At 75.5% G+C, this 15,284-nt stretch carries 15 protein-coding genes; 5 read left to right on the top strand and 10 right to left on the bottom strand.

Annotation, left to right across the window (positions count from 1 at the left end; all coding sequences use genetic code 11):
* Window positions 1–3: 3 nt before the first annotated feature.
* Window positions 4–855 carry a CBS domain-containing protein gene (locus H7X46_RS15270; RefSeq protein WP_186360041.1) on the top strand — a complete coding sequence of 284 codons (852 nt, stop codon included), beginning with the start codon at window positions 4–6 and terminating at the stop codon, window positions 853–855.
* Window positions 856–909: 54 nt separating this feature from the next.
* Here H7X46_RS15270 and H7X46_RS15265 read toward each other — a convergent pair whose 3' ends face one another.
* Window positions 910–1,536: a helix-turn-helix domain-containing protein gene (locus tag H7X46_RS15265; protein ID WP_186360040.1), complete on the bottom strand. Its 627-nt coding sequence runs from the start codon at window positions 1,534–1,536 to the stop codon at window positions 910–912.
* 74 nt (window positions 1,537–1,610) lie between these two features.
* Between H7X46_RS15265 and H7X46_RS15260 the strand changes: the two genes are divergently transcribed.
* Window positions 1,611–2,531, top strand: a complete 921-nt coding sequence (locus H7X46_RS15260; protein ID WP_186360039.1) for an alpha/beta fold hydrolase — start codon at window positions 1,611–1,613, stop codon at window positions 2,529–2,531.
* Between the two features lie 5 nt (window positions 2,532–2,536).
* On the opposite strand, the gene H7X46_RS15255 is transcribed toward H7X46_RS15260, so the two are convergent.
* On the bottom strand, window positions 2,537–4,204 hold the full coding sequence (locus H7X46_RS15255; RefSeq protein WP_186360038.1) for an FAD-binding dehydrogenase: 1,668 nt from the start codon (window positions 4,202–4,204) through the stop codon (window positions 2,537–2,539).
* Between the two features lie 71 nt (window positions 4,205–4,275).
* On the opposite strand from H7X46_RS15255, the gene H7X46_RS15250 reads away from it, so the two are divergent.
* Complete coding sequence (locus H7X46_RS15250; protein WP_186360037.1) at window positions 4,276–4,938, top strand: class II aldolase/adducin family protein; 663 nt, start codon at window positions 4,276–4,278, stop codon at window positions 4,936–4,938.
* On the opposite strand, the gene mtnA is transcribed toward H7X46_RS15250, so the two are convergent.
* The 4 genes from mtnA to H7X46_RS15230 are packed head-to-tail and all read right to left on the bottom strand — an operon-like array spanning window position 4,868 to window position 9,303.
* On the bottom strand, window positions 4,868–5,911 hold the full coding sequence (gene mtnA, locus H7X46_RS15245) for an S-methyl-5-thioribose-1-phosphate isomerase (protein ID WP_186360036.1): 1,044 nt from the start codon (window positions 5,909–5,911) through the stop codon (window positions 4,868–4,870). The two genes, H7X46_RS15250 and mtnA, sit on opposite strands and share 71 nt — an antisense overlap.
* Before the next feature lie 49 nt (window positions 5,912–5,960).
* Window positions 5,961–6,878, bottom strand: a complete 918-nt coding sequence (locus tag H7X46_RS15240; RefSeq protein ID WP_370588785.1) for an alpha/beta fold hydrolase — start codon at window positions 6,876–6,878, stop codon at window positions 5,961–5,963.
* A complete protein-coding gene (locus H7X46_RS15235; RefSeq protein ID WP_186360035.1) occupies window positions 6,875–7,738 on the bottom strand; it encodes an SDR family NAD(P)-dependent oxidoreductase in 864 nt (287 codons plus the stop codon). Before H7X46_RS15235 ends, H7X46_RS15240 begins: the two co-directional genes overlap by 4 nt.
* A complete protein-coding gene (locus H7X46_RS15230; protein WP_186360034.1) occupies window positions 7,735–9,303 on the bottom strand; it encodes an NAD(P)/FAD-dependent oxidoreductase in 1,569 nt (522 codons plus the stop codon). Before H7X46_RS15230 ends, H7X46_RS15235 begins: the two co-directional genes overlap by 4 nt.
* A 144-nt stretch (window positions 9,304–9,447) precedes the next feature.
* On the opposite strand from H7X46_RS15230, the gene H7X46_RS15225 reads away from it, so the two are divergent.
* Entirely contained in the window at window positions 9,448–10,482 is a 1,035-nt protein-coding gene (locus tag H7X46_RS15225; protein ID WP_186360033.1) for an AraC family transcriptional regulator ligand-binding domain-containing protein, read from the top strand.
* Between the two features lie 147 nt (window positions 10,483–10,629).
* Here the strand turns inward: H7X46_RS15225 and H7X46_RS15220 are convergent, their stop codons facing one another.
* Window positions 10,630–11,295, bottom strand: a complete 666-nt coding sequence (locus H7X46_RS15220) for a maleylpyruvate isomerase family mycothiol-dependent enzyme (protein WP_186360032.1) — start codon at window positions 11,293–11,295, stop codon at window positions 10,630–10,632.
* Between the two features lie 73 nt (window positions 11,296–11,368).
* On the opposite strand from H7X46_RS15220, the gene H7X46_RS15215 reads away from it, so the two are divergent.
* The gene (locus H7X46_RS15215; protein ID WP_186360031.1) at window positions 11,369–11,803 is read left to right on the top strand and encodes a MarR family winged helix-turn-helix transcriptional regulator; all 435 of its coding nucleotides are present in this window, start codon (window positions 11,369–11,371) and stop codon (window positions 11,801–11,803) included.
* Window positions 11,804–11,852: 49 nt separating this feature from the next.
* On the opposite strand, the gene H7X46_RS15210 is transcribed toward H7X46_RS15215, so the two are convergent.
* Genes H7X46_RS15210 through H7X46_RS15200 form a run of 3 tightly spaced genes read right to left on the bottom strand, consistent with a single transcriptional unit; the run spans window position 11,853 to window position 15,267 of the window.
* The gene (locus H7X46_RS15210) at window positions 11,853–12,878 is read right to left on the bottom strand and encodes a DUF5914 domain-containing protein (RefSeq protein ID WP_186360030.1); all 1,026 of its coding nucleotides are present in this window, start codon (window positions 12,876–12,878) and stop codon (window positions 11,853–11,855) included.
* Entirely contained in the window at window positions 12,875–14,512 is a 1,638-nt protein-coding gene (locus H7X46_RS15205; RefSeq protein WP_186360029.1) for an FAD-dependent oxidoreductase, read from the bottom strand. Before H7X46_RS15205 ends, H7X46_RS15210 begins: the two co-directional genes overlap by 4 nt.
* The gene (locus H7X46_RS15200) at window positions 14,509–15,267 is read right to left on the bottom strand and encodes a class I SAM-dependent methyltransferase (RefSeq protein WP_186360028.1); all 759 of its coding nucleotides are present in this window, start codon (window positions 15,265–15,267) and stop codon (window positions 14,509–14,511) included. Before H7X46_RS15200 ends, H7X46_RS15205 begins: the two co-directional genes overlap by 4 nt.
* Between the last annotated feature and the right edge of the window lie 17 nt (window positions 15,268–15,284).

Below are 15,284 nucleotides of genomic sequence, written 5' to 3'. Positions count from 1 at the left end.
GGCATGGTGCTGCGAGCGCGGGATGTCATGACCGAACGCGTCGTCACCGTGTGGGCCGACGCGCCGCTGTCCCGCGCCCGGGACCGGATGGCCGAGGCGCGCTTCTCCGCGCTCCCGGTCGTGGACCGGACGTTCTCCCTGGTCGGGGTCATCAGCCTGGTCGACATCCTGCGGCACCGCGACGACCCGGGCGCGACGGTCGGCGACGCGATGACCGAGCAGGTCGTGACGGTGCAGGCGACCACCGCCGTGTCGGTCGTCGCGCACCGGATGCGGGTCTACGGCGAGCTCCGGCTCGTCCCCGTGGTCCACAAGGGACAGCTCGTGGGCGTGATCACGCGCAGCGACCTGCTGCGTGCGCGCCGCGCGGGCGGGCTGTTCCGGCGGGCCGCCCGCCGCCTCGGCGGGGCCGGGATCACCGGGCCGATGCCGGAGGCGATGGTCCCGCGCGGCGCCGGCCGGATCGGCGGCCGGCCGGTCTCGTCGCTACGGGTGTCCGACGTGATGACCGACGGCGGGCTGGTCGCGATCCCGCCGGGCCTCGCCCTCGACGAGGCCGCCGAGGTCCTGCTGTCCTACCGGTTCACCGCCGTCCCGGTGGTGGACGACCGCGACCGGCTGCTCGGCATCGTGTCCGAGGCCGACCTGATGAGCGGGTCGACCGACGGCGGGCGCCGCACCCGGGCGAGCACGGTGGACGGCGTGATGACCTACGACGTCGAGGTGCTGCACCCGGGCGACCCGCTCACCGCCGCCGAGCACCTGCTGGCCGAGCGGGGTTTCCGGGTGGTCCCGGTCGTCGACGACGACCAGGTCCTGGTCGGCGTCCTCAGCCGGAGCGACCTGCTCCCGTGAGTGGTTCGGAGGGTCAGGACCCTCCGAACCACTCACGGGCGCGCCAGCGCCCGGTCAGGCGGCGAAGACGGTGCGGACGACCGACTCGTCGCCGTCGATCTCGACCAGCCCGAGGGCGCGGGCGTCGTCGAGTGCGAGTGCGCCGGCGGCGAGTCCGAGGACGCTGGCGGGATCGGCACGGACGGTGGCGTCGAGCGCGCGGCCGTCGTACGGGCCGACCGTGACGCCGGAGGGTGTCGCGCGCAGCTGGACGGGGTTCCCGCCGATCTCGAGGCCGACCGTCGCCGGGGTACGGACCTGGATCCGGGCGTCGAGCAGGGCCGGGACGGCGAGGGCGAGCCACTCGGGGCGGAAGGAGTCGCCCTCGGGGCCGCGGAGCATCAGCGGGGTGGACCACCGGATCAGGCTCTCGATCGGCCGGCGAAGCTCGGCGCCCCACGGCGTGAGGGCGTACTCGACCACGCTGCCCGCGCCGGCCGGTCGCCGCTCGACGACGCCCGAGGCCTCGAGGTCACGGAGCCGGTCGGCGAGCAGGTTGGTCGCGATCCCGGGCAGGCCGTCGAGCAGGTCCCGGTAGCGGGCGGGGCCGAGGAGGAGCTGGCGGACGATGAGCAGGTTCCACCGGTCGCCGACGACCTCGAGGGACCGGGCGAGCCCGCAGTACTGGCCGTAGCTACGCATCACACCTCTACTTGACAGTCTCAAGTACGCTTGCAAATCTCAAGTGTACTGCCGACCGAGCCGAGAGGGCCGCCATGGCCGACACCACCAGGAGCGTGCGGCCCGCCTGGGTCGACGACGAGCTGTTCCCGTTCGAGAGCCGCTTCGTCGACATCGCCGGGCACACCGTGCACTACGTCGACGAGGGAACGGGTCCCACGCTGCTGCTCCTGCACGGCAACCCGACCTGGTCGTTCCTGTGGCGCGACGTGATCCGCGCGCTGCGCGACGACTTCCGGTGCGTCGCCCTCGACCTCCCGGGCTTCGGGCTGTCGACACCGGGGCCCGGATACCGCCACCTGCCCGAGGAGCACGCCGACGTGGTCACCGGGTTCGTCGACGCGATCGGCCTCGACGGGGCCACCCTGGTCGGGCAGGACTGGGGCGGCCCGATCGGCCTGGCCGCCGCGCAGCGCCGGCCCGGCGCCTTCGACCGGCTGGTGCTCGCCAACACCTGGGCCTGGCCGGTCGACGGCGTCCTGCACTTCGAGGCCTTCTCCCGCATCCTCGGCGGGGCCCCGGCCCGCTTCCTGGTCCGGAGGCTCAACCTCCTCGTCCACGCGTTCGTCCCCACCGGCCACCGTCGCCGGACACCCACCGCGACCGAGATGACCCACTACCACCGGGCGCTGGACACCCCCGGGCGACGCCAGGCCTCCGCCGTGCTCCCCGGCCGGGTCCTCGCCAGCCGGGCCTTCTTCGCCGAGGTCGAGACCGGCCTCGCCGACCTCGCCCACCTGCCGACGCTGATCGTGTGGGGTGCCGCCGACATCGCGTTCCGCCGGCAGGAGCGCGAGCGTCTGGAAGCGGCGTTCCCCGACCACACGACCGTGATCGTCGAGGGCGCCGGTACCTACGTGGAGTCCGACGCACCCGAGGAGTTCGTCGCGGCGTTCCGCGACTGGGTCGCGGCGCAGCGCGGGGACGCGACTCGTGCGGACGGGCGAGACCGGTAAGCCCGTCAGCGCGCCAGCGCGATCGCCCGCCCGGCCTGCCGCCCGGAGAACAGGCAGCCGCCGAGGAACGTCCCCTCCAGGGCCCGGTACCCGTGCACCCCGCCGCCGCCGAACCCGGCCACCTCCCCGGCGGCCCACAGGCCGGGGACGGGGGCGCCGGCGTCGTCCAGCACCCGACCGGACAGGTCGGTCTGCAGCCCGCCGAGCGACTTGCGGGTCAGCACGTGCAGCCGGACGGCGATGAGCGGCCCGGCCGCCGGGTCAAGCAGCCGGTGCGGCGGTGCGGTGCGCGCGAGCTTCTCCCCGAGCGTCCGCCGGGCGTTGTGGATCGCCATGATCTGCAGGTCCTTGACGAACGGGTTCCGCAGCTGCCGGTCCCGGGCGACGACCTGGCGGCGGATCGCCTCGACGTCGAGCTCGGGGACGCCGCCGGTCAGCCGGTTCATCCCGGCGACGAGCTCGTCGAGACTGTCGGCGACGACGAAGTCGGCGCCGCGCTTGGTGAACGCCTCCACCGGCGCCGTCGCACCGGGCCGGACCCGGCCGAGCGTCGCCCGCACGTCCTTGCCGGTGACGTCCGGGTTCTGCTCGGACCCGGACAGCGCGAACTCCTTCTCGATGATCTTCTGGGTGAGCAGGAACCAGGAGTGCTCGTACCCGGTGGCGCGCAGCGCCGCCAGGGTGCCGAGGGTGTCGAACCCGGGGAAGTTCGGGGCCGGCAGCCGCCGCCCCGTCGCGTCCAGCCACAGCGACGACGGCCCGGGAATGATCCGGATGCCGTGGTCGGCCCAGATCGGGGAGTGGTTGCGCACGCCCTCGGTGTAGTGCCACATCCGGTCGGCGTTCACGATCCGGCCGCCGGCGTCCGCGGTGATCGCGAGCATCCGCCCGTCCACGTGGGCCGGCACCCCGGACACCATGTGCGACGGCGGCGTCCCCAGCCGCTGCGGCCAGTGCGCGCGGACCAGGTCGTGGTCGCCGCCGATCCCGCCGGAGGTCACGAGCACCGCCGGGGCGTTCACGGTGAACTCCCCGACGACGTCCCGGTTGGTGGGGGCGCCCCGCTCGGCGTCGTCGGGGGCGAGGACGGCGCCGTGCACGCCGGTGACGGCACCGCCGGTGACGGCGAGCCCGTCCACCCGGTGCCGGAACCGCAGCGTGATCCGGCCGGCCCCGGCGTGCGCGCGGACCCGGCGCAGGAACGGCTCCAGCACGCCGGGCCCGGTGCCCCAGGTGAGGTGGAAGCGGGGCACGGAGTTGCCGTGGCCGTCGGCGAGGTGCCCGCCGCGCTCGGCCCACCCGACGACCGGCAGCCACCGGACACCCTGGGCGTGCAACCAGGCCCGCTTCTCGCCGGCCGCGAAGTCCACGTAGGCCGTGGCCCACTGGCGCGCCCAGAAGTCCGCGCCGGACGGGTCGTCGACGCCCCGGTCGAACGCCGCCGACCCCAGCCAGTCCGACAGCGCCAGGTCGGCCGAGTCGCTGATCCCGGTGCGCCGCTGCTCGGGGGAGTCGACGAGGAACAGCCCGCCGAGCGACCAGAAGGCCTGCCCGCCGAGGTTCTGCTCCGGTTCCTGGTCCAGCACGACCACCGAGCACCCGGCGTCGGCGATCTCGGCGGCGGCGACCAGACCGGCGAGCCCGGCCCCGACGACGACGGCATCGGCATCCATGCCCACATGGTGCTCGTGAGTGGAAAGGAGGGCCAGGACCCTGGTTTCCACTCACGAGCACACTGTGCGGTATGAACGATCACGCCGCCGCCCGCGAGTCCCTCTGCACCTGGTCGCGCCGCATGGTGCAGGACGGGCTGGTGGTCGGCACGTCCGGCAACCTCTCGGTCCGCACCGGCGACCTGATCGCCGTGACACCGTCCGGGGTGGACTACGCGGCGATGGCCCCCGACGACGTCGTGCTCGTCGACCCGGTCGGTGCGGTCGTCGACGGCACCCGGACGCCGACCAGCGAGCTGCCGCTGCACCTGGCCGCGCACGCCCGCCACGGCACCCGCGCGGTCGTCCACACCCACTCGCCGGCCGCCGTGGCGGTGTCCCTGCTCCGCGACGAGGTCCCGCCGGTGCACTACCAGATCGCCATGTTCGGCGGTGCGGTCCGGGTGGCCGACTACGCGCCGTTCGGCAGCGACGCGCTGGTGCGGAACACGATGGCCGCGCTGGGGGAGCGGACCGCGGTCGTGATGGGCAACCACGGCACGCTGGTGCTCGGCGAGCAGCTCGGGGCCGCCTACGACGCCGCGCGGCAGCTGGAGTGGCTGTGCGACGTGTGGCTGCGGGCCCGCGCCGTCGGCGAGCCGCGGCTGCTGTCGCCGGAGCAGATCAGCGAGGCGCTGCGGCGGTTCGCGGTGCAGAAGGAGAAGGTGCGGGCGACCACGCCCGCGTCTCGGTGACGATCGCCGTGACGAGGTCGTGCGGGGTGACGTCGAACGCCGGGTTGTAGACCGGCGTGCCGGGCAGGGTCTGCAGCGTCCCGCCGTGCTCGCGGACCTCGTCGGCGCCGCGTTCCTCGACGACGATCTCCGCGCCGGTCGGGGTGCCCGGGTCGACCGTCTCCTCCGGCGCGACGACGACGAACGGGATCCCGGACCGGGCGGCCGCGCACGCCAGCATGTAGGTGCCGATCTTGTTGGCGACGTCGCCGTTCGCGGCGATCCGGTCGGCACCGGCGAACACGACGTCGACGAGGCCCTGCGCGATCGCGGCGGGCCCGGCGGAGTCGACGCAGAGCCGGTGCGGCACGCCGGCGCGGTCCAGCTCCCACACGGTCAGCCGGGCCCCCTGCAGCAGCGGGCGGGTCTCGCAGGCCAGCACCTCGGCCAGCGCGCCGCGCTCGTGCAGCCGCAGGATCGCGCCGAGCGCGGTGCCGCCGGGCCCGGCCGCGAGCGGGCCGGTGTTGCAGACGGTCAGGGCACGCAGCGGCCGGTCCGGGCACCGTTCGGCCACCAGGTCGGCGGCCCGCCCGGTGGCGGCGGCGTTGATCCGGGCCGCCTCGGCGGCGACGGCGCGGGCCTCGGCGAGCACGGCCGCCGGGCCGCCGTCGAGGGCCGCCAGCGCGCGCCGGGCGCCCAGCGACAGCGGTACCGCGGTGGGCCGGGCGGTGGCGATCCGCTCGGCGTCGGCCCGGACCGCGGCGCGGGCGTCCGGGGTGGTGGTGCCGTGCAGGTGTGCGGCGAGCGCGACGCCGAACGCGCCGGTGATGCCCAGGCTCGGCGCGCCGCGCACGGCCAGCGACCGGACGGCGTCGACCACGCCGTCCACGGTGTTCAGGAGGAGGTGGACCTCTGCCTGCGGCAGTGCCCGCTGGTCGAGCAGCACGACGGCGGGGCCGCCCTCGGCCGCGCCGGCCCAGTCCACGATCCGCATCGCCACCCCTTCCCGGTCCCGGTGCCCGACGGTACCGGCCGGTTCCTGATCAGGCCCCGGGCACGGCGGCGACGCGGCCGGCGCCGGCCGGAACCGGTGCACGGACGGCGGTCGTCTCCGCCCGGGAGCCGATGTGGCCGAGCGCGAGCGCCGCGAACTCCCCGGCCGCCTCGATCTGCGGCATGTGCCCGACCCGGCCGAACACGTGCGTGGTCACGTGCGGCAGCGCCCGCGCCGCCGCCCGCAGCTGGGAGGCCGGCAGGATCAGGTCCCGCTCGCCCCACACCACCAGGGTCGGCCTCGGCGCCCGCGCGGCCGCGGCGAGCAGCGCCCGTCGCCACCCCGGCCGCACCCCCTGTACGGTGCCGAGCCCGGTGGCGATGTCGAGGAAGGTCTGCGCGAACTCCGGCCGCCGCCCGATGTCGAGCCCGCGCTGCACCCGTTCCTCGGTGACCAGCGACCGGTCCACGAACAGCGAGCGCTCGGTCTGCCGGGCGGCCCGGGCGTCGAACCGGCCCAGCAGGAACCGGCCGAGCACCGGCACGCCCAGGATCCGCAGCGCGGGTGTCACCTCGCTCCCGAAGCCGGCCGGGTCGGCGAGCACCAGCGAGGTCACCCGGTCCGGGTGCCGGACCGAGATCAGCAGGGCGACGGCGCCGCCGAGGGAGTTGCCCATGAGGTGCGCCGGCCGGGTCTCGCCGAGCGCGTCGAGGGTGGCGACGGCCGTGTCGGCCAGCTTCTCCAGGGTGGCCGGTCCGGGCACGCGGTCCGAGTAGCCGAACCCGGCGAGGTCGGCGGCGACCACCCGGTACCCGGCGAGGTGGGCGTGCTGGTCGTCCCAGTCCTCCAGGCTCCGGCCGATGCCGTGCAGCAGCAGGACCGGCTCGCCTGCGGGGTCGCCGGACTCGCGGACCCGGATGCGGGTGCCGCGGACGTCGACGAACCGGGTGGCGGGCAGCGGGCTCACCGGGCACCCGCCGGGGTCCGCCTCCCGGAGGCTCCGACGAGCCGGGCGAAGATCCGCAGGCTGCTCGCGGGGGCGATCCGGGCGAGCGCGTCGGGGATCTTCGCGCTGGCCCCGATGAGCAGCCGCGGTCTGCGCTGCGCGACGGCGTCGACGATCAGCGCGGCGGCCTTGTCGGCCGGGAAGGTGAGCAGCTTCTCGAACTCGCGCCTGCCCTGCTCGGCCTCCTCGGCCGGGATGTTGACACCGGCCGGCGCGGACGCCGCGATACCGGTCCGGATGCCGCCCGGGTGGACGGTCGTCACGGTCGCGCCGAGCGGGGCGAGCTCGGCCCGCAGCACCTCGGAGAAGCCGCGCAGCGCGAACTTCGACGAGCAGTACGCCGACTGGCCCGGTGGGGCGATCAGCCCGAAGAGGCTGGACACGTTCACCACGTGCGCCCCGGGCCGTGCGGTGAGGGTGGGCAGCAGCGCGTGCGTGAGCCGGACCGGGGCCCGGAAGTTGACGTCCATGACCCGGTCGAACTCGTCCAGGGTCAGCCGGGCGAAGTCGCCGCCCAGCGCGACGCCGGCGTTGTTCACCAGCAGCCGGATCTCCGGGTGCGCGGCGCGGACCCGCGTCGCGAGGGCGTCGACGGCGTCGCGCTCGGCGAGGTCGACGGTCTCGGTGGTCACCGACAGGCCGGGGTGCTTGGCCCGGATCCCGGCCGCGACGGACTCGAGCCGCCCGCCGTCCCGGTCGACGAGCACGAGGTCGCTGCCGCGGGCGGCGAGCAGCCGGGCCACGTGCTCGCCCATGCCGCCCGCGGCCCCGGTGACCACGGCGGTGCCCTCCGCGAAGCGGAACGGGGTGCGGCGGCTCACGACGCCACCTCCTGCGCGCCGACGGTGCCGGCGGGTGCCGGGTCGGCGGCGATGCCGGACGCCGTCGGTGCCGGCACGGCGCCCGTGCGGCTCCCGAGCACCGAGGCGGGGGTGAGCAGCATGTCCTTCTTGAGGTCGGCCCGGCCGAGGCCGATCGCGTCCAGGAAGAAGTTCTGCCGCAGCCGCCACGGGTCCTTGCGGCCCTGGCGGGGGAACAGGTGCTCGGAGCGCTTCACGTAGCCGGACTGCAGGTCCAGCAGCGGCCGGTCCGGCGACACCGAGGGTGCCGGCGTCGCGATCGCGATCCGCTCGCGGTCCATGAGCGCCAGCAGCCGCGGGACGTAGCGGGCGACCAGGTCGGCACGCAGCGTCCAGGACGCGTTGACGTAGCCGATGCAGAACGCCAGGTTCGGGACGCCGGAGAGCATCAGGCCCCGGTAGGTGACCGTCTTGCCGATGTCGACCTGCTCACCGTCGACGTGGATCGTCATGCCGCCCAGCGGCTTCAGCGACAGCCCGGTCGCCGAGACGATGATGTCCGCCTCGAGCTCCTCGCCGGAGCGCAGCCGGATGCCCTTCTCGGTGATCCGGTCGATGTGGTCGGTGACGACCGACGCGGCCCCCCGGGAGATGGACCGGAAGAAGTCGCCCTCGGGGACCACGCAGAGGCGCTGGTCCCACGGCTCGTAGGACGGCGTGAAGTGCTGGTCCACGTAGGACTCGTCCTGGAGGAACCGCAGGGCCAGCCCGCGCAGCACCTTCTTGACGCGCTCGGGGCGGCGCCGGGCCAGCTGGTAGAAGCCCTGGGTGAGGGCGACGTACTGCAGGCGCAGGATGCGGTGCGCGAGCGAGGCGGGCAGGTGGCGCCGGAGCCGGTCGGCGACCGGGTCGGTGCCGGGCAGCACCGTCAGGTACGACGGCGAGCGCTGCAGCATCGTCACGTGCGCGGCGTGCTCGGCCAGCGACGGGATCAGCGTGACCGCGGTGGCGCCGGAGCCGATGACGACGACGCGCTTGCCGGCGTAGTCGAGGTCCTCCGGCCAGAACTGGGGGTGCACCCAGGTGCCGGCGAAGTCCTCCCGGCCGGGGAAGTCCGGCTGGTAGCCCTGGTCGTAGTCGTAGTAGCCCGAGCACATGAACAGGAACGCGCAGGTGTAGCGCCGGGGGCCGTCCGCGGTCTCGGCGTCCACGGTCCAGCGCGCGGTGGCCGAGTCCCAGGACGCCCCGACGACCCGGGTACCGAACCGGATGCGGCCCGTCACGCCGTGCTCGCGGGCCGCATCGGTGATGTAGCCGCGGATGCTGTGCCCGTCGGCGATCGACTTGCGTTCCCGCCACGGCTTGAACGGGTAGGCGAGGGTGAACATGTCCGAGTCCGAGCGGATGCCCGGGTAGCGGAACAGGTCCCAGGTGCCGCCGATGTCGTCGCGGCCCTCGAGGATCACGTAGTCCTTGCCGGGCAGCTCCTGCTGGAGCCGGCAGGCGGCGCCGATCCCGGACAGGCCGGCCCCGACGATGATCACGTCGTGATGTTCGGTGCCGTTCTCCGAGGTGGGCTGCGTCATGGAGCGGCCTCCTGCTCTGCCGTCGTCTGCACTGACCGTTGCACTGACTGTGCACTGCACTGACCTTGCTGGCCGGTCCCAGTGTGCCCGAAACCTACCGGCGGTAACTTGACCGCGCGCGACAACTACTTAACCTGATGCGACATGGGAACGGGATCGCTCACCCGGGCGAGGGCGTTGCGCGGGCTTCCGGAGCTGATCGGGGAGCTCGGCGGCGACGGCCCGGAGATGCTCGCGCGGTTCCGCATCCCGGTGTCCGCGGTGGACGGCGCCGACCCGGACGCGCTGGTCCCCACCCGGTCGGTCGCCCGGGTGCTGGAGACCGCGGCCGCGGAGCTGCGCTGCGCCGATCTCGGCCTGCGGCTGGCCGAACGGCAGGGCCCGGAGATCCTGGGCCCGCTCGCGGTCGCCGTCGAGAACTCGGCGTCGCTGGGCGACGCGCTGGACTGCGCGTCGAAATACCTCTACGTGCACAGCCCTGCCCTCACGATCGCCGCGGTCGCCGATCCGGAGGGCGTCGCCGGCGTCACGGGGCTGGAGTACGGCAGCACCGACCCGCTGCCGCCGCACGTGGCCGACCTCGGCGTGGGGGTGATGCACCGGATCGTGACGCTGCTGGCCGGCGGCTCCTACGGCCTCCGCTCGGTGCACCTGCCGCACCCGGCGCTGGCGCCGGAGCAGCGCTACCGGGACTTCTTCGGCGCCGAGGTGCGCTTCGGCCGGCCGGACGCGGTCCTGCGGGTGCCCGCGGACCTGCTGAGCCGCCCGCTGGACGGCGACGAGACCGTGCGGACGATCGCGATCGAGTACCTGGAGACCCACTTCGACCGCCCGGGCCGCCGGGTCACCGACCGGGTCCGCACGGCCGTGGACCGCTCGCTGGGGACCGGGCCGGTGCGGATCGGATCGGTCGCCCGGCTGCTGCGGGTCCACCCGCGCACCCTGCAGCGGCACCTCGCGGCCGAGGGCACCACGTTCGAGGAGATCGTCGACGAGGCCCGCCGGGACGTCGCCGAACGCCTCATCACCCGGACCGACCTGCCGTTCACACAGGTCGCGGCCATGGTGGGGCTGGCGGAGCAGTCGGCGCTCACCCGGGCGTCGCGGCGGTGGTTCGGGGCGCCGCCCCGGGCGCTGCGCCAGGGCGGGGTGACGGCGACGGCCGACCCGGCCGGGTGACCGGCTGCACCGGACGCCGGGTCCGGGCGACCGGGACCACCGCGCCGACTGCCGCGGTGCCATGGACGGGAACGCCCGAATGCGGGAACGCTCGCCGGATCGCGTGAGCGACGCCGGGGTTCGGTGAGCGTTCGGGTGATGGCCGCCTCAGGGCTGCCCGCCGCGCGGCGCGGGCGCCGGCTCGGACCGCCGTGCCGCGAGCACGGCCGCACCGGCCCCGCCCAGCCGGGGCAGGGTGGCCGTGCGCCCGGCGAGCAGCGGCAGCAGCGCCTCGATCGGGCCCCTGATCTCGGCGCCGGTCCCCGCGCTCCAGTCGGCGTCGGTCGCGCGCAACGCGAACCCCGCGAGCCTGCGGCGGGCGTGGAACGGGAAGCCGGTGCGCCACAGGAGCTCGGCCGCGACCCGCCCGGCCTCCGGCGGCACCGGGTGCCGGCGGCCGACGGCGACGGCGATGTCCTGGCCGTGCACCAGGGCGTCCATCATCGCGACGGCGAGCGTCTGGCCCGGGGCGAGCCGCCGGGACCCGACGCACCCGCGCAGGTCGGCGACCAGCTGCGGGGCCGGGCGGCGGGCGTGCCGCCGGGCGGTCTGGTCGATCATCCGGTCGAAGGACCCGCGGGCCCGGACGATCTCGACGAGCACCTGCCGCACGGTGGTCCGCGGGCCGAGCGCGAGGTGGGCGGCGACCTCGCGCACCCGCCAGCCGGCGCACGGCGTCGGCCGCTCCCACTCCTCCGGTGACAGCGACTCGAGGAGATCGGCCGCCCGGTCACGCTCGGAGTCGAGGACCTGCCACATCGCGTCCCGGTCCATGACGTCTCCTCGGGTTAGTATCAGCCTCTGACCAATATAGTCAGAGTCTCGTACTGCAGCAAGGAGCACGTGCATGGCGGAGGAGCTGAACATCGGGCTGCTGCTCTACATCCCGTACCGCGCCCTGGAGGGCCGGGTGTTCCGGGCGCTGGCCGAGGCGGGCTTCGCCGACATCACCCCCGCCCAGGCCCGGGTCTTCCAGCGGATCGGTCCGGACGGCAGCCGCCTCACCGAGCTCGCCGAGGCCGCCCAGGTCACGAAGCAGACCGCCGGGTTCCTGGTCGACCAGCTCGAACGCGCCGGGTACGTCGAACGCGCCCCGGACCCGTCCGACGCCCGGGCGCGCCTGGTCCGGATCACCGAGCGCGGCGCGGCCACGATCCCGGTCGGCGCCGCCACCATCGCCGAGATCGAGGCCGAGTGGACCGCGCACCTGGGTGCCGAGCGCATGCAGCAGCTGCGCGACACGCTCACCCGGCTGCGGGAGATCACCGATCCCTATCTGTGAGCCCCTGTGAACCCGCAGTACCGATGCTTCGGCCCCCGACCGCTGGGCCTCAGGGCGTGCGCAGCGCGTAGCGGCGTTCGGCGTAGTCGAGGTCGTCGCGCCACAGCCGGGTCGCGGCGGCGGTCATGGCCGGCCGGATCGCCGGCGCCAGCCGGGACGCGACGGCGAACCCGGGCCGCTCCGACCCGGCGACGACGGCCTCGATCACCGAGGTCCGCGGCCGCCCGTCCCGCCCCGGGCCGCGCGGGGTCGCGTGCGTCTCGACGACGCTGCCGGCGCCCTCGCCCTCGAGGATCCGCATCACGACCGTGCGCGGCTCCGGGCACACGAACTCGGCCCGGACCGGGACGCCGAGCCCCGGCCCGACCTTGAACGTGACCGCGACGGTGAACCGGTCGTCGCCCTCGGCCACGCCGCGGGCGGCCGGTGCGGACTCCACGGTCAGCCGCTGGAACGAGTACGGATGGAACCAGGCGCCGTGCCACGGGTCGAGCCGGTTGGCGACGATGTCCTCGGGCTCGCAGACCCCGGTGAGCGTGGTGACCGCGTCCAGGGTGCGCCCGGCCGGGCGGCGCGGGACCACGGGCACCTCGGTGGGGTCCTCGCCGCCGAGGGCGTCGAGCCGGGCCCAGACCAGCACGCCGTCGTCGTGCGCCGGGTACGGCGACCAGCCGGGCCCCGGCCGCGCACCGAGGCGCAGGCCGTGCCAGCGGCACACCAGCTCGCCGCGGTCGACCGCGGCCAGCGCCATCGGCGCCCCGAGGTGCGGGCAGGCCCCCGGCCCGATCCGCACCTGGCCGCCGGTGTCCCGCCAGGCGACGAGCTCGCGCCCGCCGACCCGGGTGCCGAACGGCCGGTCCGCCCGGACCTCCCGGCTCGCCGCGACCACGAACCAGTTCCCGGACGGCCGGGCGCGGGCCCGCTCCAGCGCCGCGGAGATCAGCGCCGGGTCGGCGTCGGCATGGGTGGGCTCCTGGCGGGCCCAGTCGGCGGCGGGCAGCGGCTGCAGCGGCCACGAGGCGGGCCAGCGCGCGGTGATCCGGGACAGTGCGGTGAACCGGGGCAGCAGGGTCATGGCGTTCCCCCTCGGCGACGTCGCGTCCCCTCCCGCCGGCGCTGCATCGCGTACCCGGCGGCCCGCGTCAGCGGCCCGAGCCGCCCGCCGGTGGGGACGGTCTCGAGCGGGTGCCCGGCGAGCCCCCAGCCGGCCAGCAGCCGGTTCCCGGCCTGCCAGCCGGTGCTCGCCGCGCGTTCCATCAGCGCGACCGGCAGGTCGATCCGGATGCCGTCCCCGGCGAGCACGAGGCCGTCGACCGGGGTGGCGACCGTGGGCCGGCGCGCGAACGCGCCGACCCCGAACATCGGGCAGTCGGCACGCCACTCGACCAGCTCGCCGACGGTCCGGGCGGCGGCGGTCTCCGGGTACACCTCGTGCAGCCGGGCGAGGCAGCGGGCCCGCAGCTCGGCGGTCCAGGCGTCCTCGCCGGCCCCGGCCGGCACGGTCGCCGCGTAGGCGTGCAGCTCCACGACCGACCCGCCGGTCCGGGCCGCCCAGGCCGCCGCGTCGCGCTCGTAGCGGTCCGGGAGCGAGACGTTGTCCAGCGGGTCGAGGCCACCGGTGCCGAGGAACGGCGGCCGGTCCGCGCGCAGCGGACGGTCGAGCCAGAGACGCTGCACCAGGAACGGCGGCGCGGTGCCGAGCGCGGCGACGTCGGCGCGCCAGCGGTCCAGCGCGTCCGGCCCGGCGACCGACGAGCTCGCCGGGCCGAGCCCGGGGGAGGCCGCCACGATCTCCTGCAGACCCCGGACGTCGGCCGCCAAGACCACGGCGTCCGCAGTGGAGACACCGCCGGACGAATGATTCACGTGGAACCGTCCACTGGTGACGTCCCGCTCCACCGAGGACACGGCGGTCCCGGTGCGGAACGTGACACCCCGGGCGGACAGGTAGTGCCGCAACGGTTCCCACAGTGCGACGTCGAAGCCGTCGTCCGGGACGTCGAACGTCAGCCCCTCGGAGGAGCCGAGGAAGTAGATGTGGAACATCGTCGCGAGCTCGGCGGCCGACATCGCCGACGGCGGCGCGAAGAAGCTGCGGGAGAACACCTCGAACGCCAGGTGCCGTGCGGCCGGCGGGAAGTTGATCGAGGAGAGGAAGCTCTCGGCGTCGACGTGGTCCAGCGCGTCGTAGATCGCGGGGACGGACACGCAGCCCAGCGGCGCCGCCGCGCGGGGGTCCAGGCGCGCCAGGTCCGCGGGCCGGAACGTGGGGCTGCGCAGCGCGAACAGCACGGCGTTCCACGGCGGCGTGCGGGGCAGGCCGCGGAACGTGTCACGCCGGCCCCCGGCGTCGACCAGCGGGTAGTCGTCCAGCGCGACGAGGTGCTCCAGGCCGGGGTCGCCGCGCCGCAGCAGCTGGCGCAGGTTGTAGTACTGCCGGAAGAACGCGTGGAACCCGCGCCCCGTCGAGACCGGGGTGCCGTCCGGCAGGGTCGCGGACCAGCCGCCCACCCGGCCGCCCAGGTAGGGCTCGGACTCGAGCACCTCGACGACGACGCCCCGCTCGGCCAGCCCGGTCGCCGCGGCCAGCCCGGCGATCCCGGCCCCGACGACGGTGACGCGGGGCCGCCGGCCGAGCAGGCCCGCGTCACCGAGCCCGCCCGCGGGCGGGTGGACGGCCCGCCGCCGGTCGCACGGCCGCACGCTCACGGGCGCGTCCCCAGCACGGTGTGCACCACGTCGCGCTGCCAGCCGGTCATCGTCTCGGACCCGACGGCGTCGAACCCGGCCGCACGCATCCGGTCGCGCAGCCGCCCGACGCCGTCGAACGTCGTCACGCTGCGCCACAGATGCCGGTACAGCGCCGTCCCGCCGGACGTGGCCCGGCCCAGCGGGACGATCACGCCCCAGCAGACCGCGTGCCACACCGCGCGGGCGCGGGCCGAGTCGGCGACCGAGTACTCGTGCACGGCCAGGGTCCCGCCCGGGCGGAGCAGGTCGTGGAAGCGGCGCAGCTGCGCGTCCGGGTCGTCGAGGTTGCGCAGCAGGTAGGCGGCGAGGATCCCGTCGAACGGCCCGGTCACGCCGTGGGCCGCCATCGCCTCGACATCGGTGTGCACGAACCGCACCGAGGCCGGCCACGGCTTCGTGCGGGCCCGCTCCAGCATGCCGGCCGACGCGTCCACGGCGACGATCTCGGCGCGCGGCGCGACACCGAGCAGCGCGGCGGTGGACGCGCCGGTGCCGCAGCCGGCGTCGAGCAGGCGCAGCCCCGCCCCGTCGCGCGGGAGCCGCATCCGCGCGGCCGAGGCGTGCAGGTGGTCGTGGTAGCCGGGGTTCAGGCCGACCAGGCGGTCGTAGTCGGCGGCGCCGTCGTCGAAGTGGGTGGGTACCTCGTGCCGGGGCAGCCCGGTCCGGCCGACGGCTGCGGTGCGGGTGGGGCTGGGGGAGTGCGCGTCGGCCATGGCCGGAGCGTAGAACC

Source organism: Pseudonocardia sp. C8 (assembly GCF_014267175.1).
In the GTDB taxonomy this organism is placed as follows: domain Bacteria; phylum Actinomycetota; class Actinomycetes; order Mycobacteriales; family Pseudonocardiaceae; genus Pseudonocardia.
The sequence above is the reverse complement of the archived record's forward strand: the minus strand, read 5'-3'. Positions and strand labels throughout refer to the sequence as shown.

Excerpts from the sequence above, each read along its gene's own strand:
- H7X46_RS15220 (WP_186360032.1), bottom strand. The coding sequence starts at position 11,295 with ATGGACCGGGACGCGATGTGGCAGGTCCTCGACTCCGAGCGTGACCGG.
- H7X46_RS15230 (WP_186360034.1), bottom strand. The coding sequence starts at position 9,303 with ATGACGCAGCCCACCTCGGAGAACGGCACCGAACATCACGACGTGATC.
- H7X46_RS15255 (WP_186360038.1), bottom strand. The coding sequence starts at position 4,204 with ATGGATGCCGATGCCGTCGTCGTCGGGGCCGGGCTCGCCGGTCTGGTC.
- H7X46_RS15200 (WP_186360028.1), bottom strand. The coding sequence starts at position 15,267 with ATGGCCGACGCGCACTCCCCCAGCCCCACCCGCACCGCAGCCGTCGGC.
- mtnA (WP_186360036.1), bottom strand. The coding sequence starts at position 5,911 with ATGCGGATCGTGGACTGGGCCGGCGCGGCCGAGGGCGGCCCCGCCGTC.
- H7X46_RS15250 (WP_186360037.1), top strand. The coding sequence starts at position 4,276 with ATGAACGATCACGCCGCCGCCCGCGAGTCCCTCTGCACCTGGTCGCGC.
- H7X46_RS15215 (WP_186360031.1), top strand. The coding sequence starts at position 11,369 with ATGGCGGAGGAGCTGAACATCGGGCTGCTGCTCTACATCCCGTACCGC.
- H7X46_RS15210 (WP_186360030.1), bottom strand. The coding sequence starts at position 12,878 with ATGACCCTGCTGCCCCGGTTCACCGCACTGTCCCGGATCACCGCGCGC.
- H7X46_RS15265 (WP_186360040.1), bottom strand. The coding sequence starts at position 1,536 with ATGCGTAGCTACGGCCAGTACTGCGGGCTCGCCCGGTCCCTCGAGGTC.
- H7X46_RS15225 (WP_186360033.1), top strand. The coding sequence starts at position 9,448 with ATGGGAACGGGATCGCTCACCCGGGCGAGGGCGTTGCGCGGGCTTCCG.
- H7X46_RS15260 (WP_186360039.1), top strand. The coding sequence starts at position 1,611 with ATGGCCGACACCACCAGGAGCGTGCGGCCCGCCTGGGTCGACGACGAG.
- H7X46_RS15270 (WP_186360041.1), top strand. The coding sequence starts at position 4 with ATGGTGCTGCGAGCGCGGGATGTCATGACCGAACGCGTCGTCACCGTG.